This window comes from Nostoc sp. C052 (assembly GCF_013393905.1).
GTDB lineage: Bacteria > Cyanobacteriota > Cyanobacteriia > Cyanobacteriales > Nostocaceae > Nostoc.
Genome location: NZ_CP040272.1, coordinates 2,417,813 through 2,443,255, shown reverse-complemented (window position 1 = coordinate 2,443,255; position 25,443 = coordinate 2,417,813). Strand labels below are relative to the sequence as shown.

General features: G+C 39.8%; 17 protein-coding genes. 13 read left to right on the top strand and 4 right to left on the bottom strand.

The features are described from left to right. Positions 1–107: 107 nt before the first annotated feature. From rpmI to FD723_RS09605, 4 genes are all read left to right on the top strand, one after another. The gene (gene rpmI, locus FD723_RS09620) at positions 108–305 is read left to right on the top strand and encodes a 50S ribosomal protein L35 (protein ID WP_179065136.1); all 198 of its coding nucleotides are present in this window, start codon (positions 108–110) and stop codon (positions 303–305) included. A 19-nt stretch (positions 306–324) separates the two neighbouring features. Next, a complete protein-coding gene (gene rplT, locus FD723_RS09615) occupies positions 325–681 on the top strand; it encodes a 50S ribosomal protein L20 (RefSeq protein WP_179065135.1) in 357 nt (118 codons plus the stop codon). Positions 682–693: 12 nt separating this feature from the next. Next, positions 694–1,509, top strand: coding sequence for a transporter substrate-binding domain-containing protein (locus FD723_RS09610; RefSeq protein WP_179065134.1), 816 nt, complete (start codon positions 694–696; stop codon positions 1,507–1,509). Between the two features lie 133 nt (positions 1,510–1,642). Beyond that, positions 1,643–2,167 (top strand): tetratricopeptide repeat protein, encoded by a 525-nt coding sequence (locus FD723_RS09605; RefSeq protein ID WP_179065133.1) that lies wholly within the window; start codon positions 1,643–1,645, stop codon positions 2,165–2,167. 108 nt (positions 2,168–2,275) lie between these two features. Here FD723_RS09605 and FD723_RS09600 read toward each other — a convergent pair whose 3' ends face one another. Next, positions 2,276–3,109 carry a hypothetical protein gene (locus FD723_RS09600; RefSeq protein WP_179065132.1) on the bottom strand — a complete coding sequence of 278 codons (834 nt, stop codon included), beginning with the start codon at positions 3,107–3,109 and terminating at the stop codon, positions 2,276–2,278. A gap of 152 nt (positions 3,110–3,261) precedes the next feature. Between FD723_RS09600 and FD723_RS09595 the strand changes: the two genes are divergently transcribed. Together FD723_RS09595 and FD723_RS09590 are read left to right on the top strand one after the other, a co-directional pair. Then, entirely contained in the window at positions 3,262–5,244 is a 1,983-nt protein-coding gene (locus FD723_RS09595) for a primary-amine oxidase (protein ID WP_179065131.1), read from the top strand. A gap of 119 nt (positions 5,245–5,363) precedes the next feature. Continuing rightward, the gene (locus FD723_RS09590; protein ID WP_179065130.1) at positions 5,364–5,933 is read left to right on the top strand and encodes a peptidylprolyl isomerase; all 570 of its coding nucleotides are present in this window, start codon (positions 5,364–5,366) and stop codon (positions 5,931–5,933) included. A 175-nt stretch (positions 5,934–6,108) separates the two neighbouring features. On the opposite strand, the gene mutS is transcribed toward FD723_RS09590, so the two are convergent. Beyond that, positions 6,109–8,721: a DNA mismatch repair protein MutS gene (gene mutS, locus FD723_RS09585; protein WP_179065129.1), complete on the bottom strand. Its 2,613-nt coding sequence runs from the start codon at positions 8,719–8,721 to the stop codon at positions 6,109–6,111. 396 nt (positions 8,722–9,117) lie between these two features. On the opposite strand from mutS, the gene FD723_RS09580 reads away from it, so the two are divergent. The 4 genes from FD723_RS09580 (at position 9,118) to FD723_RS09565 (ending at position 16,568) form a co-directional block, all read left to right on the top strand. Further along, positions 9,118–10,368 (top strand): sensor histidine kinase, encoded by a 1,251-nt coding sequence (locus FD723_RS09580; RefSeq protein WP_179065128.1) that lies wholly within the window; start codon positions 9,118–9,120, stop codon positions 10,366–10,368. A 577-nt stretch (positions 10,369–10,945) separates the two neighbouring features. Next, a complete protein-coding gene (locus tag FD723_RS09575) occupies positions 10,946–12,313 on the top strand; it encodes an ATP-binding protein (protein ID WP_179065127.1) in 1,368 nt (455 codons plus the stop codon). A gap of 586 nt (positions 12,314–12,899) precedes the next feature. Continuing rightward, on the top strand, positions 12,900–15,329 hold the full coding sequence (locus tag FD723_RS09570) for a glycosyltransferase family 39 protein (protein WP_179069094.1): 2,430 nt from the start codon (positions 12,900–12,902) through the stop codon (positions 15,327–15,329). Between the two features lie 291 nt (positions 15,330–15,620). After that, positions 15,621–16,568, top strand: coding sequence for a glycosyltransferase (locus FD723_RS09565; protein WP_179065126.1), 948 nt, complete (start codon positions 15,621–15,623; stop codon positions 16,566–16,568). 85 nt (positions 16,569–16,653) lie between these two features. Here the strand turns inward: FD723_RS09565 and FD723_RS09560 are convergent, their stop codons facing one another. After that, a complete protein-coding gene (locus FD723_RS09560; RefSeq protein WP_179065125.1) occupies positions 16,654–17,385 on the bottom strand; it encodes a hypothetical protein in 732 nt (243 codons plus the stop codon). Next, positions 17,385–18,749: an AAA family ATPase gene (locus FD723_RS09555; RefSeq protein WP_179065124.1), complete on the bottom strand. Its 1,365-nt coding sequence runs from the start codon at positions 18,747–18,749 to the stop codon at positions 17,385–17,387. Before FD723_RS09555 ends, FD723_RS09560 begins: the two co-directional genes overlap by 1 nt. A gap of 263 nt (positions 18,750–19,012) precedes the next feature. Here FD723_RS09555 and FD723_RS09550 point away from each other — a divergent pair, with 263 nt between their 5' ends. The 3 genes from FD723_RS09550 to FD723_RS09540 all read left to right on the top strand — a co-directional run bounded on the left by FD723_RS09550 (position 19,013) and on the right by FD723_RS09540 (position 25,251). After that, positions 19,013–19,381, top strand: coding sequence for a zinc ribbon domain-containing protein (locus FD723_RS09550; RefSeq protein ID WP_179065123.1), 369 nt, complete (start codon positions 19,013–19,015; stop codon positions 19,379–19,381). 372 nt (positions 19,382–19,753) lie between these two features. After that, the gene (locus FD723_RS09545; protein WP_179065122.1) at positions 19,754–21,703 is read left to right on the top strand and encodes an APC family permease; all 1,950 of its coding nucleotides are present in this window, start codon (positions 19,754–19,756) and stop codon (positions 21,701–21,703) included. Between the two features lie 305 nt (positions 21,704–22,008). Further along, positions 22,009–25,251: a PAS domain-containing protein gene (locus FD723_RS09540; protein ID WP_179065121.1), complete on the top strand. Its 3,243-nt coding sequence runs from the start codon at positions 22,009–22,011 to the stop codon at positions 25,249–25,251. Positions 25,252–25,443 lie beyond the last annotated feature (192 nt).

Here is a 25,443-nt window from a genome sequence, read left to right as displayed (position 1 = left end):
TTTTAGAGCTTCGTAGCGATCGCCGTTGCTTAAATCCTTTATTTAATTGCAGTTATAGCAATTTTAATAGTATATAATAATGGATCGTGTCGAATCAAAGCTAGACCATGCCTAAACTAAAGACTCGTAAAGCTGCGGCAAAACGATTCCGTGCCACCGGTACCGGCAAAATCGTCCGTCGTAAAGCGTTCAAAAGCCACCTTTTAGAACATAAAAGTTCTAGCAAAAAGCGTAGCCTGCGTCAGAGTACCCTTGTACATGAACGCGATGAACTCAACGTGCGCTTGATGCTCCCATATTTGTAAGTATTTTAGGAAATAAGTTATGACTCGGGTAAAACGCGGTAATGTAGCTCGGAAGCGCCGCAATAAAATTCTCAAACTAGCTAAAGGTTTTCGTGGTTCCCATTCAACTCTGTTTAGAACCGCCAACCAACAAGTGATGAAGGCGCTACGGAGTGCCTACCGCGATCGCAAAAAGAAAAAGCGCGATTTTCGTCGCCTCTGGATCACCCGGATCAACGCTGCTTCCAGGCAACACGGCTTGAGTTACAGCCAGTTGATCGGTAACTTGAAAAAAGCTGATATCCAACTCAATCGCAAGATGTTGGCGCAATTGGCAGTCCTCGATCCAGCTAGCTTCGGCAAAGTTGCGGAATTAGCAATTCAAGCTAAAGGATAAAGGTGGCAAGGGATGTATAACAGATGTAGCAGATGGCAAATAATGACTCGGTTACATCTGGTATTATCCGCCAGTATTTTTTTGATTTTTTGCTTTTCCATAGTGGGGACGGAATTAAATGCATCTGCTGCCGAAATGTCAGAAATTCAGCAGCGGGGGTATTTAAATGTTGCCGTTAAAGATAACTTGCGTCCCTTGGGATTTAAAGATGGTAACGGGAATTTGCAAGGCTTAGAAATTGACTTAGCAAAGCGTTTGGCAGTTGACTTGGTTGGTAAAGCCGATGGTGTCAAATTTCAGCCTGTAGCGAATCGCGATCGCTTGTCTGTAGTCTTAGACAAAAAAGTTGATTTTGCGATCGCTAGAGTCACAGCAACCGAATCACGCAGTCGCATAGTTAGTTTCAGTGTTCCCTACTATTTGGATGGCACTTTATTAGTTACAAAAGATACCTCCGTGCAGCAGTTGAATGATTTGGCAAAACAAAAAATTGCCGTACTCAACAACTCCAGTACCATCGCGAAAGTGCGGTACTATCTGCCAAACGCCGAGTTAGTAGGAGTAAATTCTTATGAAGAAGCGCGAGAGGAAATAGAAAATAATGCCGTTGCTGCCTTTGCCGCAGATGCTAGCGTTTTGAGCGGTTGGGTACAACAATATCCTCAATATCGGCTACTGCCAACCAAGCTATCAACAGAACCCTTGTCTATAGTAATGCCCAAGGGATTGCAATACGATGAGTTTAGACGAAATGTGAATCAAGCGATCGCTCGTTACTTAGAACAAGGTTGGCTCCAGCAACGCGCTCAATATTGGGGTTTACCATAAATTAGTTAGGAGTTAGGAGTTAGCAATTAGCAATTAGCAATTAATACTTAAGATAATTATCCTTACCTCCCTGATACCCAATAGGCTGATAATAGATTACAAAAGCAACTTTATAATATTTGTATTTGCAGCAATGGATAACAGTCTAGCCGTTGTTTATCTCTCAATTTTGGTGGTTATACTCACAATTGCAGCCGTGAGTGTGTTTCGCCAGATTTTCAAAACTCGCAAGGTTGAAGGCTCTTTTGCAAGATTGCGAAAGAAGTTAGAGAAAGAAAAAGGCACGACTCAAGAATATTATGAGTTAGGCAGTATTTATTCAGAAAAAAAATTGTACTCTCAAGCGATCGCGCTATTTCAAAAAGCTCTCAAAGCTGCTGAAGAAGAGGAAGAAGAAAATATCGCCCCTATTTACAACGGGCTAGGCTATATTTATTTTATCCAAGAGCAATATGACTTAGCAATTCGTCAGTACAAAGAAGCTCTCAAATCTAAACCAGACTATGTTACAGGATTGAACAATCTCGCTCACGCCTACGAGAAGAAAAAGTTAACTACTCAGGCGTTGCAAACTTATGAAGAAGCACTAAAGTTTGATCCAAATAACTCTATTGCGAAACGTCGTGCTGAATCTTTACGACGTTTGGTTTCTGCTTAATTCCTGAAGCGTCAAATAATTTTTGATTTGAGATTTAGATTGAGCGACGCAAAATATAGAGGGGCGTTGCAATACGCCTCTATAAGTAATTTTGGATAATTTATTTGGTTATTTTCCAAATCTGAAGTAATCTACACTAACTAAATCAGGTACAGAAGTAACTAAATCAGGTATATTAAGTATGCCCTGCCTATGTTCCCGATAACCAAGAACTAAAGCAAACCCTGGATTTTGAACTTGATAGCGGCCAGGCTTCGGATAATATTCTCCTAGTAAATAGCCGGAGTCAATGGCAGGATCAAACGCATCAAAATCAAGCATAAACTGACGTGTAAAATCCCAAATATTGCCAATCTCTTCGGCTGTTACTTGGCGACGACGCGACCAGAAATATGCTGTTTGTTGGGCTTCGGAGTCCTCATCTTCTTCGAGATCGTTATCTTCGAGATCCTCTGGGTACGGAAACAATAGATATCGCTGGGACTCAATTCCATATTGATTAGAATCGTCAGTTAACTCACCATCTGCGCCCCTGAAGTATTCAACTAATTCTCCACCCTCAAACAAGTCATAGCCGTTTTCACCTCCACCGTCGCTTACAAGCATCGTGATAACTGCTTGTCCCAACTGTTTTGAAAGTTGAGCTAACTCGCTTGATTGCAAAATTGATGGATCATACAGTAGGCCGGAAATCATAATCGACCAAGGATGTCCAACTAGTTGATAGGCGAACAAACAAGCGCCTGAAACCTCGATTTCCGCTCCCATGACATTGCGTTGAGATTCGATCGCTTTCTCGGCAAGGGCATCAGATAGCTGATTTAGTGGTACTTTCACAAGTACAACGGCAGCATTTCGATCAATGGACTCAATACCTCGCCTGTCAGACCAAGGGCGTGTAAAACTCTCTGCCGCCTCACTTATGAATTGATCGTCGTCCATACTGCTGTCCTTCACTGATGTTGATCCAGTTAACTTCTCTTGATAAATGACAATGTTGGCAAATTAATTTGGCTTTTGCTTCTATATTTTATCGGTTTTCAATCTTGGGCTTGGAAATAGATAACTATAAGTCTTTTGTAAAAATGTAAAAGATGATTAAGCGGCTAAAGCGTTTTTTGTGGCTATCTATTGCGATCATTTCCATTATTTCTATCTCAATTGGATTAATGGAAACATTGATGGCTCAACAGCCTTCGATTTCCCATCCTCTCACTTCGCTAACTGAGTCAGAAATTAGTACAGCTGTTTCGGTCATCAAAAGAGAAAAAACTTTGAGCGAAATGGCAGCTTTTCCACTGATTGCTTTACAAGAACCAGATAAAGAAGAAGTTCTAAAATTTACACCTGGTAAAGATTTTGGGCGAAAAGCTTTTTTGGTAATCTATGAGCGATCGCAAAACAAAACATACGAGGGTATCGTAGACATCACAAGCAAAACTTTAAGTTCTTGGAAAGAAATACCCTCTGTTCAACCTGCGATCGTTAATTCAGAATATGAACTAGCAACTCAGGTAGTTAAAGCCGATCCGCGATGGCAAAAAGCAATGCAAAAGCGGGGAATTACCGATTTTGATCAAGTCAAAATTAGTTGGTGGGCACCAGGAATCCAGAGTCAACAAGAAGAAGCAACAGGTAATCGTCTTTGTCGCGGCTTATCTTACTACAAAGGCAAAGCCTGGAACTATTATGGTAGTCCCATTGAAGGAGTCGTAGCAACAGTTAATTTGAACACGGGTAAAATCGCCAGTTTTATTGATCAAGGAAACGTACCTTTCTCTAAAGAAAATTGGAACTACGATATTAAGTCCTTGGGCCAATTACTTTCACCACTGAAAGCATTGAAGATTCTCCAACCTAATGGTGCAAATTTTCAGATCAAAGACAATGAAATTAGCTGGCAAGGTTGGAAATTTCGCTATTCAATGCATCCTCGTAATGGATTAATGCTGTACCAAGTAGCATACAACGACGGGGAAAACATTCGACCAGTTTTATACCGTGCTAGCCTATCAGAAATGGTAGTACCTTATGGCGATCCTGAGCCTACTTGGTCTTTTAGAAATGCCTTTGATGTTGGAGAATACAACTTAGGTTTACTAGCAAATACGATGGAATTGGGTAAGGAAATTCCCGAAAACGGTTTGTTGCTAAATGCTGTATTTGCTAATGAGCAGGGAGAACCTTATAAGATGCCGGGGGTGATCGGTATCTATGAGCGCGATCGCGGAATGCTCTGGAAACATTATGAGTATAATACTCAGCGTAATGATGTCCGTCGCAGTCGAGAATTAGTGATGACGATGACGGTAGCTGTTGACAACTATGATTACAGCCTTAATTGGATTTTTCACCAAGATGGGACTTTGGAAGTCCAAAATGAGTTAACAGGTATCGTACTGGCGCAGGGAACGGCTGCTCAAAAGCAATCTGAAGATAATTCTTATGGTCGGTTAATTGCTAAGAATATCTTTGGAGTAAATCACCAGCATTTTTTCAACTATCGCCTAGATTTCGATGTCGATGGTCAGGCGAATTCCGTGATGGAAATGAATGTGAAAGCTTTACCGATGGATGAGAAAAACCCTTTAGGAAATGCGATCGCACTTTCAGAAACCCCACTAGCCAAAGAAACGTCTGCGGTGCGCGATTTGGATCTGAAAAGCAGTCGGGAATGGATGATTGTTAGTGCAGACAAAAAGAATGCTCTCGGTGCTGCGCCTGGATATATGCTGATGCCTGGTGGAAACTCGATGTTTTTCCCTGTGGAAGGCTCAAAAATCCGAGAACGAGCAGAATTTGCGACTCATCACGTCTGGGTAACAAAATATAAACCTAATGAACTTTATGCTGGGGGAGATTATCCCAACCAAACTAAACCAGGACAGGGTTTGCCCAAATATATTGCAGACGATGAAGCCTTGATGGGTGAAGATATCGTACTGTGGTACACAATGGGCGTAACTCATATTCCGCGATCGGAAGATTGGCCTGTGATGCCTGTTCACCAAGTTGGCTTTAAGCTAGTCCCTAGAGGATTCTTTAGCCGGAATCCAGCGATAAATTTACCTGAGTAAAATATTTTTTGGCTCAAGTTTCCTTCCTTCAGGTTTTTTGTCATGTCTAAAGGCAGTAACTTGAATGCTGATAAACTTATATAGGTCAATACAGGCACTTGTTAAAAGTAGGATATCTAATGAGCTTTCCAGAAATTAATATTCCCGGTGATGGCAAGCTGCACGCTCGCTTAATTACTTCCTTGGGTGAAATTGTAGTTCGTTTGGAAGAAGAGCGAACCCCCAACACCGTCAAAAATTTTGTCGGTCTAGCAACCGGAACAATCGACTGGAAAGACCCTAAAACTGGTGAATCTGGTAAGGGAACTCCAGCTTACGATGGGGTGCGCTTTCACCGAGTCATCCCTAATTTTATGATTCAGTGTGGCGATCCTCTGAGTCGTTATCTAGATACAGCCAACCGATGGGGTACTGGTGGCCCAGGATATCAATTTCAGGATGAGTTTCATCCTGAATTGAGACACACTCGTGCAGGTATCCTGTCGATGGCTAATGCCGGACGCGGTACTAATGGTTCGCAATGGTTCATTACAGAAGCACCAACGCCTCACCTTGACAACAAACACAGTGTTTTTGGTGAAGTTGTCCAAGGTCTAGATATAGTCAAGAAGATTGCTAATGTACCTACAACTAGAGATCGTCCAAATCAAGAAGTGGTGTTACAAAAAGTAGAAATTTTTCGGCAGTAATTAACACCTCGGTTTGTAGTAAGGATTTTAGTGTTTAGAAAATAAGGACTAAAGTCTTACTACAAACTTGCTTATACCAATTCTGTATGAAGATGCACAGAATATTAAACGAACCGCCAAGTACGCCAAGAATAGAGAGTTACTCATTTAGTGCAGCTTCACATTAAATTTGGTATTACCCATCAAGATTTTGCAGCCCCATCGCAATCTTACTGTGTTTTTCAATTTGCCCCATCACTTGTTTTGCCCGTTGAATAACTACAGCCGGTAAACCCGCTAATCTTCCCGCTTCAATTCCATAAGACTTATCAGCACCTCCTGGTTGGACTTGGTGCAAAAAGATAATTTGGTCGGGTAATTCTTTCACCGTCACCTGATAGTTAGCGACATTCGGGATAATGCTAGCCAGTTCATTTAACTCGTGGTAATGCGTGGCAAAAATTGTGCGTGACCGAATATCAACTGCTATATATTCTGCCACCGCCCAAGCGATGGAAAGACCATCAAATGTTGCTGTCCCGCGGCCAATTTCATCTAACAATACCAGCGACCTAGATGTAGCATGGTTGAGAATATTTGCGGTTTCATTCATTTCCACCATAAAGGTAGATTGACCAGTTGCTAAATCATCTACTGCACCAACACGGGTAAAAATGCGATCGCATATTCCCAATCTGGCAAATCTAGCTGGTACAAAACTACCAATCTGCGCCATCAACTGAATCAATCCCACCTGCCGCAAATAACAACTTTTGCCGCTAGCATTTGGCCCAGTCAAAATAATTAAGTCAGGTGCGGGAAAACTCTTCTCCTTCTCCTCTGCGTCCTCTGCGCCTCTGCGGTTCGTTTCCTCACTTCCCAATTGCGTCGAATTCGGCACAAAAAATCCCGCAGGTAAAGACTGTTCCACCACCGGATGACGCCCATCAACAATGTTAATCTCCCTTCCTGGCAACATTTCGGGACGACAGTAACCTTGATGCACCGCCAACTCAGCCAAACCACACAACACATCCGCCGCCGCCACTGCACGAGACAGATTGCGAATTACTTCTGCCTCTTGTGCTACCTCTTCCCGCAACGACGTAAAAATCTCATATTCCAACTGATTTAAATCATCTCGCGCCGTCAAAATCCGGGCTTCCCGTTCCTTCAAATCAGGAGTGATGTAACGTTCTTCATTGGTCAGGGTTTGCTTGCGGATATAATTAGCGGGTACTTGGTCAGCTTTGCTGCGGGAAATACTGATATAATAACCAAAAGTTTTGTTAAATCCTACCTTCAGTGTCGAAATTCCTGTCTTAGCTCTTTCATCAACTTCTAAGTTAGCAATCCATTGCTGGTCTGCTTCTACAGTCGCCTTTCTCTCATCCAAAAGAGGATTTACACTGGGGCGAATTAGTCCGCCTTCTTTAATTAGTATGGGTGGCGACTCTACAAGATGCGCGTGTAACTTTTGTGCCAATTCTTCCAACACACTTGGGACTTTCTGCAAAGCTTTCAGGAAGGGGGAACGCGTCTCAATTACTAAGTTGGATAATTCCGGTAAGCGTGAGAGGGAATCTGCCAAAGCTACTAAATCTCTAGCATTCGCTGTACCAGAACCCGCCCTTCCGGTGAGTCGTTCCAAATCATAAATTTGCCTTAACAAATGCCGTAAATCTTGACGTAGAGGCGTATTTTCCATCAATTCTTGGATGGTATCTTGCCGCGCCCGAATACCTTTAATATCAAGTAGCGGTTGCAACAACCAGCGCCGCAAAGCCCGCCCACCCATCGCTGTACTTGTTTTATCTAACGCCCAAAGCAGGGAACCGTGAAAAGTGCCATCCCGGACGGTTTGGGTAATTTCTAGGTTACGGCGGGTTTGATTGTCAACAATTAGGTAGTCGGTGACAGTGTAGCTGCGGAGTCTCTGAAGAGTAACAGGGTTTTCTTTTTGAGTATCTTCCAGGTATTCCAGAAGACCGCCAGCCGCACGAACGGCGAGGGGAAGATGATCGCAACCGAGTCCTTCGAGCGATCGCACCTTAAATTTCTGCAATAATCTAGGTCTAGCTTCACCTTGGGAAAATGGTAGTTGCGATCGCAAACTATAACAAAATGATGGTGGCAAACACTCCGGCAGATGTGGTGAAGTCTCTCCCGGACGCAGCAAACTCCCCAAATCGGGCGCATTTGTCGGAACCAGCACCTCTGATGGTTGCAGGCGCATTAATTCTTGTGTCAAATGTTCTAAATCACTACCTTGTGTGGTAAGAAATTCACCTGTGGAGATGTCTGCATAAGCTAAACCCCAATGATTTGCGGCAATTACTACTGCTGCTAAGTAATTATTGCGACTGGATTTGAGCATCCCCTCTTCCAGCAAAGTACCAGGAGTCAGGATGCGCGTTACTTCCCGCCGTACCAATCTCCCAGCAGCTTCAGAAGCATCTTCCACTTGGTCACAAATTACTACTGCATAGCCTTTTTCCACCAGCATCGTCGCATAGCGTTCCCAAGCATGATGCGGAACACCAGACATCGCCACTCGTCCCTGTTCTCCAGCTTGCTTACTAGTGAGAACTAATTCCAATTCTTGCGCTAGTTTGACAGCATCTTGGAAATAGCATTCAAAGAAATCTCCTACCCGATACAGCAATACCGCGTGAGGATATTTATCTTTCGTCTCGACATAGTGCAGGTACATTTGACTTAGCTTGCTGCGGTCTACCTGTTGATGGTCAGAAATAAAAGTACTCGCGTCGGGTCTGGTAGATGGAGTTTCAGAGTGAGAAGCGGTCATAGATGCTATTGAGTTACGCGCAAAAATTTCACAATATCCGATGATGTTAGAAATGAGTGGCGATGCCTGCGACGGGCTATGCCTACGCTCAAGGATATTTTACCTTTATCTGAACAATGGTGCTGAGGTATTTGCGTGACACTAGGGAACATCCAACTAAACAGTATGTTGACTTTTGTTTTTTAGGCTAAAAGCAATTATAGAGTGAAAATTCAGGAGTGCTGAGTGCAATTATTACTTTTTTTACTCAGCACTCATTACTCAGCACTCAGCACTGCTTCGGTGATAGTGCATTCATACACAGAATAATTTGAACATAAAAAATGCTACAACGTAGATATAGCAATAGTTTATAGACCATTCATCAATTTTTTACATCTATTTCGGTTCAATACCATGTTAAGCTCTGCAATTGTTCAGTCCTTCATTATCACCCTAATTACTCTTGGCGCTTGGATAATGGGACTATCCATTCTTAGGACTCAAAAAATTCTCAAATTATTTAAGACAGAACCAGACAAACTGAGTTGGCAAATCATGTTTTTACTCATGGTTTTTTTTCTCGGTGGTTATTCGTTATGCATCTATTTAACAATTGAAAAGCTGATTGAATGGATACCATTGCTCACTGGCATGGTTTTCTTTTTTGGAGCATTATTCGTCTTTTTTAGCGTTACTATCTACCACCATACACTGCAAAGATTGTTTCTCGTACAGGAAAAATACCGTACAGCAAAAGAAAATGCAGAGTCAACTTTATTTAAATTACAAGAAACTCAGCAATCTCAAATGCAGTTAATTCAACGCGAAACTATGTTGGCGTTAGGAACAATGGTTGCTGGGGTTGCTCACGAAATTAATAATCCAGTGAGTTTTATTCATGGGAATTTAGAATATCTTCATCAGTATAGCCATGACTTACTAAATCTTCTCGCAACTTATGCTTCTGTATATCCAAATCCAGATATCAAAATAGTCAAGGCTCTTGCTAACAGCGACTTGAGCTTTATCCAAAGCGACTTGCCAAAGCTGCTAAACTCAATGCAGGTTGGCACAACTCGTATTGGAGAAATTGTAGAATTGCTGTCAAATTTCTCACGTCTGAATGAAGCTGACTATAAAAAAGCAGACATTCATCAGGGTATTGATAGTACACTAGTCATTTTGCAGCATCGGCTTAACGGTTCTTCTAGTAATAGCAAACCTATTTCAGTGATTAAAGAGTATGGGAACATTCCTAAGATTTTTTGTAATCCTCGCTCTTTAAATCAAGTATTCTTAAATTTAATTAATAATGCTATTGATGCCTTAATGAAAAAAGCAGATATTCTTGGTCAAACTACAGATGAAACACCAACTATTTTAATTCATACATTTCATTCTCAGGAAAATCAAATCACTATTTCAATCGCTGATAATGGTTGTGGCATGAGTGAAGAGATTTGCCAAAGCATTTTCCAGCCTTTTTTTACTACTAAGCCTGTTGGTCAAGGAACTGGTTTAGGTTTGTCTATTAGCCATCAAATTATCGTTGAGCAACATGGTGGCTCTATCAAATGTACTTCCATTGCAAACCAGGAAACTAAAATCGATATTAGACTTCCAATTAAACAAGCATATAATAGCAATGCCTATTCTACAAAATAAAATATCCGGTGGGGCTTTTTTGCAGGCTTATGCCTTCCTATTTATCCTTTTAGGACTTACGTACTCGTGGTGAAAAAGAAGCTTTTGCAATTACTTAGGCACTTCCAAATAAAACAATATCCCAAAGCTGACGCAAAAATTCTCTCTATGTCTCCTCTCTCTGTGTTCTCTGCGTCTCTGTGGTTAGTTTATTTGGATAATTTATTTCTTGGAAATCCCTTAGCTTCTCTATGAGAGGCTGCATCGACACTCGTAATGGCGTAAAATAGCAGTCCATACGTAAGTACTGGGAGACAACATAAATTATTTTTTGGGGGTTAGCGACGCATATTCTTTTATTATTTTTACTAGTCAATTTCTTGTCTAAATTGTCAATACGTAATTTCTGTAATATTAGTAGCAATATTGTCCAGCATAGAAAAGTATGGGATACCCTAATAGCAAAAGTTTTGCAGCATAACTGTGAGTTTAAGCAGTAATTAGGGAAATATAAGTTTGATTAACTTTGCAATTATCGCAATGCTTGTTCGGGGCGTCACCATAAACGTTACTTCAAGATAAAGAAAGGATTGAAAGTATGTTGGCTATACATAGCATGACAAATGCTAATAATCTGAACTTGCGATTAGAGTCTACTTTGCAAGAATTACCACTTTGGTCTGTTTACTTCGATGCAGATAGTCCAGCAAATGATTTGAATAGACTTTTTAAGCAAGAGCCTTTACTACCAGGAATTATCCTAGTAAAAAATCATAACTATGTAGGCATGATTTCCCGACAAAGATTTTTTGAACACATGAGCCGTCCCTATAGTTTCCCACTATTTTCTAAACGACCTGCGATAAATCTGATTAACTTTTTGCAACCAGATGTATGTATAATTTCTGAGGAGACGCTCATTGTAGAAGCAAATAAGGTAGCTTTGCAGCGAGAGCCTCAATTTGTATATGAGCCGATTTTAATAGAAACTCAGTTAGGCAGCTATAAACTACTCGATTTCCATCAGTTGCTTTTAGCTTATTCTCAAATTCATATTTTAACATTAGCTCAACTAGAGCAAGTAGAAGAACAATCTAGAATTGCCAAACGAGGTTTTCGTAACCTGAAGAATAACTATACTCGATTAATTCAGAATGAAAAAATGGCGGCTTTGGGGCAACTTGTTGCTGGGATTGCACACGAAATCAATAACCCAGTCAACTTTATTGCTGGCAACCTGGTTTATGCACTCAAATACACTCAAGATTTACTAAAATTAATTAGCTTATACCAATACCATTATCCTGCGCCAGTAGCAGAAATTCAAGCTGCGATCGCAGAACTAGAACTAGAATTTTTAACTGCTGATTACCTCAAGCTTCTTGATTCTATGAAGTTTGGTACTGAACGTATCCAAGAAATAGTTCTTTCATTACGCAATTTCTCTCGCCTCGATGAATCTGAGAAAAAAATAGTTGATATTCATGAAGGTATTGATAGTACTCTAATAATATTACAAAGCCGTCTAATCAATCAGCAGACTGGTAAAAAAATTACTCTTTCTAAAGAATATGGCAATATTCCTCTAGTAGAATGCTATCCTGGGTTAATAAATCAAGTATTTATGAATATTATAGCAAATGCAATTGATGCTATCTTTGAGAGTTTTGAATCAGCTGATTCAACTCTAAAATCACCCTTAATTATTATTCGTACTGAAGTCACAGATAATCAGCAAGTAGTTATTCGCATTGCTGATAATGGTACTGGAATTCCCAAGGATATACAAAAGCGATTATTTGACCCCTTTTTCACCACTAAACCCGTCGGGAAAGGCACTGGATTGGGGCTATCCATCAGCTATCAAATTATTGTAGAAAAACATTGTGGTCAACTGCAATGTATATCTACTGTAAAAGAAGGAACTGAGTTTATTATTACAATTCCTCTTCAACTTAATTCATGACAAGTTAGTTCAAAGAACCTCTATTTTTAGTAACAGGTTACAAATTGTCATTGCGAACACTACGCTGTTGCTTCGTACCCTTCTCTACGAGAGGCTGCGCCAACGGGAACGTCAGAGGCGAACGTAATGATAAACATTGTTCTTGCAAAATTGGGATGCTCCCGGTCAATACGCTTCAGATAAACTTTTTTCTCCCCCCTGCTCCCCCTACCTGCCTCAACAAATAAATTTATTTCTTAACCCAAGCGTCTTGCTTTATAGATAGAGTATCCTGAATTCTGAATTCTGAATTCTGTATTCTTACTACTGGTTTATTGTAGCAATTTTCATCTATTTAGAATCTACATTTCTATTTTTATTTTTGAACAAGACTACGATAAAATACGGTAGGTGTACAAGTCTAACAAGAAACAATGTAAGCCAGTATTTTACAAAATTAGTGTGGCTGAAGAAGCCGTCAATTCGATCTATCGCCCTTACTAATACCCAGTGCTAGAAGCCTTTCTGTTCTCTCTAGCAATCGTTAGTTAAACGGCGATAGATGACAGATATATAATTGATAAACTTTGTTTTTGAGTCAATAAATATGAGTTATTTTAACCATTATCAGCAACGAAAAGACTATATCATCCTGCTAATAATTTGGCTGATAGCATTAGCTATAGATAGAACTTGGTTTTTCTTAGATGAATCGATTCCAGCTTACGATCAAAGCGCACATTTAACGGTAGCATTATATCATTATAAAATTTTTCAAAACTTCAATATCTTCTCAGGAGATTGGTGGTTATCTCTGTGGCAATTAACTCCAAGTTATCGCGCTCCTTTTGTATATATTTGCACAGTACCATTTTTGATGTTGTTTGGACGGGGATCTGACCAAGCAAGTTTGGTCAACTTATTGTACACTGCAATAATTATACTTTCAGTGTATCATTTAGGGAATTTTTTATTTAAAAACCGAAAAATTAGCATAACCGCCAGCATATTTTGTCTATTATTTCCTATTTTGGGAATTATGCGGACAGATTATTTATTAGATTATGGTTTGACAGCAATTGTTATCTTAACTTTCACAGTTCTGACGATTTGGAAAGATAGTTATATTCGGTTTCCATCATGGGCATTAACTATAGTCTTGGGCATAGGAATAGGTTTAATCATGTTGGCTAAACCTACAGGGATTATTTTTATTTTAGTTCCTAGTATTTGGACATTAATTAGTTTTATTAGAAAACGTAAATTTACCAAGCTAATTCAAACTTGCTTATCTTTGATGATAGCTTGGTTAATTTGTCATTTTTGGTATGGCGTAAATTGGTTAACGATTATTACATCAGCATTAAACGCTAACCAAGTCGGAAAAGGGGAGGGCGATCCTTCTGCTACAACTATTGCTGGATGGTTATACTATCCACAGATGATCCCAGAAAGCGTTGGTTTACCAATATTGTCTGTGAGTATTGGTATTTTATTGGTTTATCTGATTAAATATCGATTTTATACTGATTTAATTTCAGAAAATCTTCATAAATCGGCTCGAATTTGGTTATTAGTTACCTTAGTAAGTAGCTATATAATTTGTACTTTGGGCACAAATAAAGATATTAGATTTATTTTGCCATGCTTTCCGATAATTAGTTTAATATTGGCTGATTTATTCAACTTAATTGAAAATATATATTTTGACAGGTTGAGATTAACTACCCTTGTCTTAAGTGTCATAGTTTTACTCAATAATTTGTTTCCATTACCCCTAATTCAAACATGGGGTAGTAAACATTTACCTAATGATGATGCTAGGAAATATCCTCTAGATAAACTGATAAATAAAATCAACGAAACAGATGTATATTTAAGGTCAAATTTAGGGGTAATTCCCGTTTCGTTACCTCAGATAAATGAGTTTACTTTAGATTATTTTGGGACATTAGCAGACTTTCGCGTATATGGCAGAAAATTAACAACGAAGTTATCTCGCATAGAGCAAGATTTACAATATTTCTCTTGGTATGTCACCAGAGAGAATGAACCAAATGAACCGGGAGAAAGTGGAGAAACTAAAGGTAAATTAAAATCTTTAGTGGAATCTTCTACTGATTTGAAATTACAGGGTGATTGGATATTACCTGGTAGAGATAAATTGCGATTATATCACCGCAAAAATCCTTATGTAGTTGTTCAAAAAATAAGTAATACTGAGTCTGTAATTAGTCTAGAAAAAGTTGAAATTTCTCAGCAACTAATTTTAGATAAAAATAACTCTGTAACCTATCAAATAACAGGTTCATGGGATGATTTGCAAAATGGTTTATTACTGTTAAAATGGCAAAATGATCAATCATACTGGTATCACGATCATGCCATTGGCTTGGGTAATTTATACTGTGGCATCAAATGTCACCCAGAAGGAAGTTTCCGGGTAAAAGAGGATTTAGCCACATTTATTCCCAAAACACTACCACTAGGAAAATATCAACTATCAGCACTGTATTTAGATAGGAGAAACAACAAAATCACTTCTTTAAATATTCCAGATATTACTGTAAATGTGACAAACATAGGAACAGTAGAAAAATCGCCACCTTTAGATTTAGTTACCAGAACTTCACAACTAGCACAAGATTTACAACAGGGAAAATTAGATAATCTATTTGTACAAATAAGTAATTTCAATCAATACGATCCTACTCAGGATTATTTAAAACAAATTGAATTAGCAGGTAATTATCATCTGCAAAAAGAGCCAAATAACTTAAATTGGCGTTATAATCTAGTGTTATCACAACTTTTACGGCGGCAAGTTCCAGAACTAATCCAAAATTTGATAGAATTAACTAAATATGATGCTGAAAATCCTTACACATATCTTTATTTAGCTTTTGTTTATTTATATAATTTTCAACCTTTACAAGCTGAACCCAATTTAGCGATCGCAGAAAAATTAAAACCAGATATACCAGAATTAAAAATTTTAAAGAAAGTAACAAATATTATGAAATTTTTGCATCTATAATGGTTCTCCACTAAGGAGTAGGAGAAATGTGAAGTTGCCAAGCAACCTCAGTTTTAAAATTGCAAGTCTAGCTTCGATTTTGGGGGTTGAGATATGATTTTTTGAGCGTCTGTTGTTATTTATCTACCTTGCCATGTGTTTTAATCGAAATCTCAAGGACACGGGGCATTTTTGGGAGAAGCTATACCACAGCACGAGTTTTACCAATGCAGACAAACAACGCGTAATATTAATATTAGTATCATCCATAACTAAAATAGCTTCATTCTCACCGAGTTATTAGTATATAGTATGGCTAAAATTACTGTTTGCATTCCTACTTTTAATCGTGTTCATCTCCTTCCTTATGCTATTGACAGTGTACTCAATCAGTCTGAGCAAGACTTTGAGCTAATTGTTTGTGATGACGGTTCTAAGGATAGCACACCTGAATTGATGTCACAGTACACAGACGAGCGGATTAAATATATCCGTCATCTGCAAAATATTGGTAAAAGTAATAATATGCGCTCTGGCTTTGATGCAGCCAGCGGTGAATATTTTATTAAATTTGATGATGATGACCGGCTAACACCCGATTTTCTCGCAAATACAGCGGCTATTCTTGCTCAAGACTCTAGCATTGATTTTGTTGGTACAGACCATTGGATAATTGATATTAACAATGTGCGGGATGAGGTAAAAACTCAAGAAAATTCTCATCGTTGGGGTAGGAATAATTTGCCAGTCGGTGTTGTAAATAATTTATTAGAAGTCGTATTTATTCAGCAAAGCTTTCAAGTTGGGGCGACATTATTTCGCCGTAAAACCTTGCAAGAATTAGGATATATGCAGGCAAATTTGCAAAATTGTGAGGATAATGATTTATTTGTGCGTCTGGCTTTGGCTGGAAAAAAGGGCTATTACTTACCAGAATTATTGATGGAATATCGCTACCATGCAGAGCAGCAAGGTATCAATCGAGCTATTCCTTATTTATTTGATAAAATCCGGTATTTAGAAAATTATAAGTTTGAGTCTGAAAAAATAGAGACAATCAGGAAAAATCGTCTAACTGAAACGAAATTATTATTAGGTTTGCGTTTGATTGAAAAGGGTGAAACGCAAAAAGGCAGAGAGCTAGTTTTGGCAGGACAGTCTTTTTCCACTCCTAAAGCTTGGACTGGTTTAGGATTATCGTTGTTACCTATTGGGTTGCGAAGTAAGGCGTTTAATGCACTGCGACAGGTGCGGGGTTAAGCTATGGGAATGAGTTGATGCAGAAGCATAAATGAAATTATGCAGAGTTTTACACTCCATTAATGTACTTTACTAATTTCTTTAATCAATTATTTTCTGACCAACGATCAACTATTTCGAGCATTTTTTCAATACTTATGGCTTTAACCATCCCTTTACCACGCGGTATTTTAACCCTTTCTACTACATCATTCAATGATTGAAATTGTTTCTTATTGCGCTCATTTTCTACTATTTCTGCTATCTGAGAAGCTTTTTTTTGATTAAAACCAGCATTTTGTAATTTTGAGACAATTTTAACTTGACTAAGTGTTTTAAAAACTTCTATTGGTTCAGTCTTATCAGCCATCTGCTTTTTAAGCTTTTTAATTTCATTTTCTAACTTTGCATTAGTAGTTGCTTGCTCTAATATTTGGTTCGTTATCTTTTCAAAACGTGATTCCAAATTTATTAAAAATTGTTCTATATCTTTTGATTGTAAAGATGTTTTTTCTGAAGAATCAGCTTTTTGCTGTCTAAATAATTGAACTTGCTTTGTTAAAGTCTCCTCATTTTCAGACTCAATAATAAATGCTCCAATCATTTCGCCCTTATGAGGCTCTATTTCTCTAGCCCTAGCAGCAGCATGATATTCAAAGTGTCCATCAACTACCTCAAAGGAATTGATACTTGAGCGACGAATAACTATAGGGTTAATAACTCCCGCCGCTTCTAAAATAAGATTTGCTGCCTGTTCTAGTTCATCATCTCTAAAACTTGAACGAGGTACATTAGAAGCAATTTTCTTGATAGCAACAAGTGATGTAGATAATTTCATTAATTCAACCCTATTTTTTGTAAAACTTCTATTGCTAATAATTCAAATTCTTGTGCAGCAGTTGAATCTGGCTTAAAATCAAGGACAGAAATAGGATCAGCTACCTCCATATCTCCTATAATAAGAAACCTCTCAGCACATTTTGCCAGGTCATCTCTATCATAAATTACCGTATTCATCATCTCAAAATCATACCGTTTTGGAATAGCTTCGAGTCGTTTGGGTAAAGTATGTTTAATAAACTGGTTATTAGTAGATATTTTGCAAGCTAATACACCTAGAATTTCAATTTGAGGCTTTCTTATTTGTTTTCTAAATCCATTTATCTTTTTGATAAATTCTCTGACGTTTATTAGTCCTTGATTAGCGAATGGTTTGAGATCAGAAGGAATAATAAGATAGTCAGCAGTAATTAGAGCAATTCTAGCGTACAGATTTAATGAAGGAGGAGTATCAATCAATACTACATCATATTCTTCTGCCACTGCATCTAGTTTTTGAGCAAGCATCATTTTACTATCTTCTTGCTGAATTAACTCATTTTCATAATTCATCAAACTAATATGAGAAGGAACAACGCTAATTTCTGGATTTGTAAATTGGGATTTTCTGGCGACTTCATTTATAGGAAAAAAATCTTCTGATTGCAAGATATGACGAATATTAGAATCTTTGATATCATCAAACTCTTCATCATCAAATTTGACTAAACCAGTAGCAAATGTAGTGTTGGCTTGACTATCTAAATCAATAACTAGAACTCTTTTTCCTTTCTTTCTAATAGCAGCAGCTAGATTAACTACAGTTGTTGTCTTACCAACGCCACCTTTATTATGGTAAACCGCGATTGTTTTCATTGAATATTCCCTTTTCGTTTCAAATTTTGAATTATTTTCAGTTATTTTCACTTCTGGTTTATCTACTAACTGTCCTTCTTTTAGGCTCTCTCTACCAATTAAACGTTTAATAGCCGCTAATTTAGTCTCAACTTCTTTGCCAGAACATTGAAATACTAGTTTGATATCAGTCTGGAATTTCTCATAAATTCTAATCTCTTTGCCATTAGTTAACAATCCATACCTGACATTCAAGCTGGTTAAATAATGCCTGAGTCGGGGGACATGATTATTTAAGTTTTGTTTGGGATGTTTTGCCTCCATGACGACACTCAGCGGTGAGTTGGCATCTAAGACAAAGGGAATCACTTGCGCGGCAAATGCTAAGAAATCTAAGCGGATGCTACCAATGGCAACTTCTTGATGCCAGGTGTCAGGAGTATAACCTAGCTGCGGTAGCAAATATTGCACTATGAGTTTGCTTTCAACTTCGCTTTCGTTACGGCATAGCTCAGGATTAAAAGGCAATATTTTTCTACCTCTAAATAATTATTGGAATTGGGACAAAACCTTATATTTGCTAGATTATGCCATAACCTTAATGATTTTGAGTGATAGAAATCACTTAGAAAAATATAAAAATCATCATAAAATTAGTGCTTTTGCTGATGAAATAATCACTTCTGAAAGCTAGTCATATTCAAAATTAACAGGCTGTGTATGTATTTCACTATTCCCCCTGTAAATGGCTAGAATCAATGTGTTTACTTAATTTATTTGCGCTAAAGGTTTTGGCTACTGTATCTTGTCCCCACTGCCATCAACTTGTTGATAGTCAAGCTATTAGTTGTCCTTATTGCCGGACAACACTCAAAGCTTACGGTCATCCCGGTATTCCATTGCACCGCGCTATTGGGGACGGGTATCTATGCGACACTTGCACTTATCACGCTGATGATACTTGCAATTTTCCCCAGCGTCCCTATGCCAAAGACTGTACCCTCTACCAAAATATTGAAGAGACAAAGTTAGAGTTAGAACAGCAGCGTTACACCAACAGTTTTGCAATAACGGTGAAAATTTGGGTAAAACGCAACCAAGCTTTGCTGTTGCTATTAGGTCTATTATTGGTCTGTTTGTTCTTCAGTCTAGTAACTTAGATGGTTAGAACTGATGCAATACTTGTCGGGTTTTGGGGAAAAGGGGAAAGAAAAAACCTTTACCCTAAACCTAATTCCAAGTTGAAAATGCTTAACCGAGAAGTATTGAGAACTGATGCAGCTTGAAAATACTAAGGGTGCGAAAGCATTAAACCGAAAATATACGGATACAGGATTAAATCTTTCCATACAAGAGGTTGCAATTGCTCTTGATACACTAGACGACTACGAGCAGCTACTATATATTTTATAAATCGGATAGGATGCTTAACCTACAATATATAGTGCTATATCTTTGTAGTTAAAAATTTAAATAAACTACGAAGGCTTAAAAAAATCACAAAGCCGACTTTTGCAACACAACCGTATTTGATGGCTAATTCAATTGTTTCAACAAAACGGCTCGGCAACCAGTTAATCCACTGGTTGCTTGAAGAAGACCGACGACGAGAGAAGGAAGGGCCTTACCGCAAAGAAGAACCACATCGCCAGCATTCTTGGTGGCAGGTAATGTGCTTGACTGGTGTAGATTATTTCTCGACCCTTGGTTATCAACCTGGGATTGCAGCACTGGCGGCTGGCGCTCTTTCTCCTATAGCTACCCTAATTCTGGTTTTGCTGACGCTCTTTGGAGCATTGCCAATCTATCGGCGCATTGCTGCTGAAAGCCCTCATGGTGAAGGGTCGATCGCAATGTTAGAGCGTTTGCTCCCTTGGTGGCAAGGCAAATTACTTGTGCTGTGCTTACTTGGGTTCGTAGCAACTGACTTTATTATTACCATTACTTTGTCGGCTGCTGATGCTACTGCCCATATTATCGAAAATCCGCTGACACCAATTTGGTTTCACAGTCAGACGATCGCAGTTACTCTGATATTAGTTGCATTACTAGGTGCAGTTTTCTTAAGAGGTTTCCGAGAAGCCATTGGGATTGCAGTAGTTTTGGTGGCAGTTTATCTGCTGTTAAATTTCATTGTTGTTAGCGTCGGTCTGTATCAGATTCTAGCTCACCCAGAAGCGATCGCAAATTGGCAAACTGCACTTTTTGCAAACCATTCCAACCCTTTAATATTAATTGGTATCTCTCTGCTTATATTCCCCAAACTAGCACTGGGATTGTCAGGTTTTGAGACTGGTGTTACCGTTATGCCCTTGGTAAAAGGCAGCAATAACAGCACTCCGCAGCATCCCAAAGGGCGAATTCGGAATACACGCAAGCTGCTTACCACTGCTGCTCTGATTATGAGCTTCTTTTTGCTCACCACCAGCTTTATAACTACTTTACTGATTCCAACCGCAGAGTTTGCATCTGGAGGCAAAGCCAACGGACGGGCCCTTGCTTATTTAGCACATCTTTATTTAGGCAATGGCTTTGGCACTATTTACGATTTAAGTACTATTTCTATTTTGTGGTTTGCCGGTGCGTCTGCAATGGCAGGGCTGTTGAATATTGTGCCTCGCTACCTACCACGCTATGGTATGGCTCCTAATTGGGCACGAGCAACGCGACCTTTGGTGTTAGTCTACACAGCGATCGCTTTTGTTGTCACAATTATCTTTAGAGCAAGTGTAGAAGCCCAAGGTGGGGCTTACGCAACTGGTGTACTTGTGTTAATCACCTCAGCCGCCTTTGCCGTCACCCTATCAGCTCACCGTCATAGACAGAAGCGGGCCAAACTCGTTTTTGGAATCATTACACTGTTATTTTTATATACCACCGTTGTCAATATCATCGAAAGACCAGAAGGGATTAGAATCGCTGGGTTTTTCATTGGTGCGATCATTTTTACCTCCCTAGTTTCTCGTGTTTGGCGTTCAACGGAACTGCGAGCAGAACGAATCGAAGTTGACGAACTTGCTGCCCAATTCCTTGCTGAAGAGAGTCAGGGAGCAATACGGTTAATTGCAAACCGGTTGAATACAGGCGATGTCCTTGAGTATTTTATGAAAGAGAAAGAGGTGCGCGAGGACAACCATATTCCACCCAACGATCCAATTCTGTTTCTAGAGGTTCATGTATCAGATGCTTCGGAATTTGCGGATGTGATTGTAGTCAAAGGAGTGCAAGTTGGTGATTATCGCATTCTTCGGGCTGAAAGTGCAGCAGTACCAAATGCGATCGCAGCTTTACTACTCTATATTCGTGACCAAACAGGTAAGATTCCCCATGCTTACTTCGGTTGGGTTGAGGGAAATCCCATACAATACTTACTACGTTTTATCTTGTTTGGTGAAGGTGACATTGCTGTAGTTACCCGTGAAGTCCTCCGCCGCGCTGAAAAGAATCCCCAAATGCGACCTGGTATTCATGTTGGGGGTTGATTTAAGAGTGCTGAGTGCTGAGTAATGAGTAATGAGTAATGAGTAATGAGTGCTGAGTTTAATTTTCTGCGTAAGTTCCCTAAGTCTGTAAGATTTAAGAGTGCTGAGTGGGATTATTACTTTTTTTACTCTAAGCTGAGTTACTCAGCACGGGCTAAACCTTAGCTATCCGCTAACAGCACTGTTTCGATGATAGAAGTAGCGATCGCTGCTTTTGCCTCAAGTTTGAAGAAATTACCCTAAAATTTATGTAAGTATGAGCCGCTGAATCTTAGATTAACTCTAAATTTATTTAACTTTATACAATGCCAGACGCGGAAAAGTCCCAGAACCAGCTGGCTAATGGCAAGCTGCTGCATCGGCAAGTTAGTAAAAAAACCAATTATTCACTAGTCGCCAGTGGAGAAGAGGGAATGCTGCTTCAGTTGGCTGATGGCACTATCCAGGCTTGTAATGCCGCTGGCGATCGCATCTTGGGACTAACCACACAACAGCTTGTGGGACAAAATCTGCTCGATCCCAAGTGGCAATTTATTCATGAAGATGGCACTCCTTTACTCAGTGAAACTCACCCTATAAGTGTTACCAAAAATACAGGTAAACCTTGTTTAAATGTGGTGTGTGGCTTTTATCAGCCAAATGGTGAACTGGTTTGGCTATTGTTTTCCTCCCAACCTCTGTTTCAAGCAGAAGGAAGCAATCTCTATGCGATCGTCGCAACTTTTTCGGATATTACGGAATCTAAGTACGCCCAGTTTGAGCAGAACGGTAACTGTGAACCAGATACTCAACCAGTTGATACAGATGAATTTCAAACACTTTGGGATAGTCACTGTCTGTTTCAACAAATTGCTGGCACTCTTCCGGGAATACTCTACATTTATGACCTAATTGAGCAGCGAAATTCTTACGTCAATTATGAAATTGCTCAAAGCTGGGGCTATACACCAGTCGAAATCCAGGCAATGGGAAAGTATTTATCTACCCAGCTTCTACACCCTGAAGATTTGGCGCGACTCCCTAGCTATCTTGAAAAATTTAATTCTGTTCATCAAGGTGAAGTCCTTAGCTTTGAATACCGGATTCGACACGCCAATGGAGAATGGCGCTGGTTTTGTAGCTATGACACTTTGCACAGCAGAAATGCTGATGGATTGCCGCAATATCTTTTGGGGATCGCTTTTGATATTACAGAGCGACGACAGATAGAAATTTCTCTACGACAAAGTAATGAAAGGTTTGAGTTAGCAGCGGCGGCGGTTAATTGCCTAATCTATGACTGGGAGATTGGGAGAAATACTGTGGAAAGAACTCAGGGTCTAACACAGGTTTTTGGCTATACACAACAAGAAACTGAACCTACTTTCGAGTGGTGGCAACAACGTATCCACCCCGACGATCAACAAAGAGTTAATGACCAGTTCATCGCTAGTATGGCCAATGGAAACCGTTATCGCATTGAGTATCGAGTGCGTCACCAGGATGGCCGCTATTTGTGGGTGCAAGACCAGGGGTTTGCAGTCCGAGATGCAAATGGCCAGTTAGTTAGAGTAGTTGGTGCTACTACTGATATTACCGAACAGCAAGCGGCGCTACAAGAACGCCAGCAAATTGAAACAAATCTGCGTGAGAGTGAAGAACGGATTCGGTTGGCTACTAATGCTGCCGAACTGGGTATGTGGTTTTGGAATATCACCACCAACGAGGTAATTTGGACAGACAAATGTCGGCAGCTGTTTGGAGTGTCCTTAGAAGCCGAAATCAGCTTTGAGATTTTCCTCAACTGTGTACATCCAGAAGACCGCCAATGCATTCATGAAGCGATCGCCCGCTCTCTTGAAGAAAAGGTTGACTGTGACATAGAATACCGCATCCTTTGGTCTGATGGTAGTATTCATTGGATTGCTGCTAAAGGTCGCGTCTTTTATGATGCCGAGGGTAAGGCAGTACGGATGATGGGTACTACCCAGGATATTACCCAGCGCAAACAAGTAGAAAATGATTTGCGCCAGCGCGAAACTCAATTAAGGCGGTTAGTTGATTCCAATATTATTGGTATTATGTTCGCCACTCCCGATCGCATTACTGAGGCGAACGAGGCTTTTTTAGAAATGGTGGGTTATAGCCGAGAGGAACTATTAGCGGGTAAGATACGCAGACAAAACATGACCCCACCTGAATATCACGCTCTCGATCAGCAAGGACTAGAGCAACTTTTAAAGGTTGGGATATGTACTCCCTTTGAAAAAGAATACATTCGCAAGGATGGTTCCCGCATTCCCATACTAATCGGTGGTGCCTTGGTGGAGCGAGATCCCGTATCTTGGATCTGTTTTATTCTTGACCTAACACCCAGGAAGCAATTAGAAAAGGCACTCAGGCAACAAGCAGAGGAACTAAAACAGGCAAACCGGAATAAAGATGAGTTTCTCGCCATTCTCTCGCACGAATTGCGATCGCCCCTCAACCCCATTTTAGGGTGGTCATCACTACTCAAAAGCCGCAAATTTGATGAAGCTACTACTAATCGTGCTTTAGAAACCATCGAAAGAAATGCTCAATTGCAGATTCAATTAATTGATGAGTTGCTAGATGTATCTCGAATTATTCGCGGTAAGTTGAACCTGACTTTTGCCCCTGTGAACCTGGTAGCTGTAATTGATGCTGCATTGGAGACAGTCAGGTTAATCGCCGAAACCAAATCTATCCAGATTAAAGTACAGATTGACCCCAATGTTGGTAAAGTGTTAGGCGATTATAATCGCTTACAGCAAGTTGTGGGGAATTTACTCTCAAACGCAGTCAAGTTCACTCCCTCTCGTGGTTCAGTCGAAGTTAGCCTATCATTGAGTCGTGAATTTACTTCCGACTCAGCACTAATTCAAGTTAAAGACACAGGTCAAGGTATTTCCCCTGAATTCCTGCCCCATGTATTTGAATATTTTCGTCAAGCTGATAGCAGCACAACCAGGAAATTTGGGGGACTGGGATTGGGATTGGCCATAGTTCATCACTTAGTAGAGTTGCATAGTGGTACCGCAACAGCAGCTAGTCCAGGAATTGGACAGGGAGCAGTTTTTACTATTAAACTGCCCGTGATGAAGGAAAGTGAGGGAGTAGGGAGAGCAGGGGAAGCAAGGGAAAAATTTAACTCGTCAGTTCTCAGCGGACTACGAATATTGATTGTCGATGATGATGTTGACACACGAGAGTTTCTGCACTTCCTGCTACAACAGAATGGAGCATTGATAACTGCTGCGGCATCTGTAAATGAGGCGGCATCTATTATAGCACAGGCTGTGCCTAATTTATTAATTAGTGATTTAGGAATGCCAGAAATAGATGGCTACAGCCTGATTAAACTGCTCAGAGCCATGCCCAAAGAGAAGGGCGGGGAAATTCCGGCGATCGCTCTTACCGCCTATGCTGGAGAAAGCGATCGCGATCGAGTTTTAGCAGCTGGTTTTCAGAAACACATTGCCAAACCAGTACAACCAACTGAATTACTCACCTCAATTGCAGATTTACTAGGGCAAAATCATGACTAAGAGGGTAGTTATAAATAAAAAATAAAGACCACCATAGTAATTCCCCCAGGACAGGTATTTTAAAAGGAGATCGTCAAGCAACTTCTGGTGTAACGCCAGTTTTTCAATGAATGTAGACACTACCCGGATTTCTCACCACATCTCTCAAAACCTTGTGCAGAGGGGCAGAGGGGAAAGAACAAGGCACATTGA

Excerpts from the sequence above, each read along its gene's own strand:
- rplT (WP_179065135.1), top strand. The coding sequence starts at position 325 with ATGACTCGGGTAAAACGCGGTAATGTAGCTCGGAAGCGCCGCAATAAA.
- FD723_RS09565 (WP_179065126.1), top strand. The coding sequence starts at position 15,621 with ATGGCTAAAATTACTGTTTGCATTCCTACTTTTAATCGTGTTCATCTC.
- FD723_RS09600 (WP_179065132.1), bottom strand. The coding sequence starts at position 3,109 with ATGGACGACGATCAATTCATAAGTGAGGCGGCAGAGAGTTTTACACGC.
- rpmI (WP_179065136.1), top strand. The coding sequence starts at position 108 with ATGCCTAAACTAAAGACTCGTAAAGCTGCGGCAAAACGATTCCGTGCC.
- FD723_RS09590 (WP_179065130.1), top strand. The coding sequence starts at position 5,364 with ATGAGCTTTCCAGAAATTAATATTCCCGGTGATGGCAAGCTGCACGCT.
- FD723_RS09580 (WP_179065128.1), top strand. The coding sequence starts at position 9,118 with ATGTTAAGCTCTGCAATTGTTCAGTCCTTCATTATCACCCTAATTACT.
- mutS (WP_179065129.1), bottom strand. The coding sequence starts at position 8,721 with ATGACCGCTTCTCACTCTGAAACTCCATCTACCAGACCCGACGCGAGT.
- FD723_RS09610 (WP_179065134.1), top strand. The coding sequence starts at position 694 with ATGTATAACAGATGTAGCAGATGGCAAATAATGACTCGGTTACATCTG.
- FD723_RS09545 (WP_179065122.1), top strand. The coding sequence starts at position 19,754 with ATGGCTAATTCAATTGTTTCAACAAAACGGCTCGGCAACCAGTTAATC.
- FD723_RS09570 (WP_179069094.1), top strand. The coding sequence starts at position 12,900 with ATGAGTTATTTTAACCATTATCAGCAACGAAAAGACTATATCATCCTG.
- FD723_RS09560 (WP_179065125.1), bottom strand. The coding sequence starts at position 17,385 with ATGAAATTATCTACATCACTTGTTGCTATCAAGAAAATTGCTTCTAAT.
- FD723_RS09540 (WP_179065121.1), top strand. The coding sequence starts at position 22,009 with ATGCCAGACGCGGAAAAGTCCCAGAACCAGCTGGCTAATGGCAAGCTG.
- FD723_RS09595 (WP_179065131.1), top strand. The coding sequence starts at position 3,262 with ATGATTAAGCGGCTAAAGCGTTTTTTGTGGCTATCTATTGCGATCATT.
- FD723_RS09575 (WP_179065127.1), top strand. The coding sequence starts at position 10,946 with ATGTTGGCTATACATAGCATGACAAATGCTAATAATCTGAACTTGCGA.
- FD723_RS09605 (WP_179065133.1), top strand. The coding sequence starts at position 1,643 with ATGGATAACAGTCTAGCCGTTGTTTATCTCTCAATTTTGGTGGTTATA.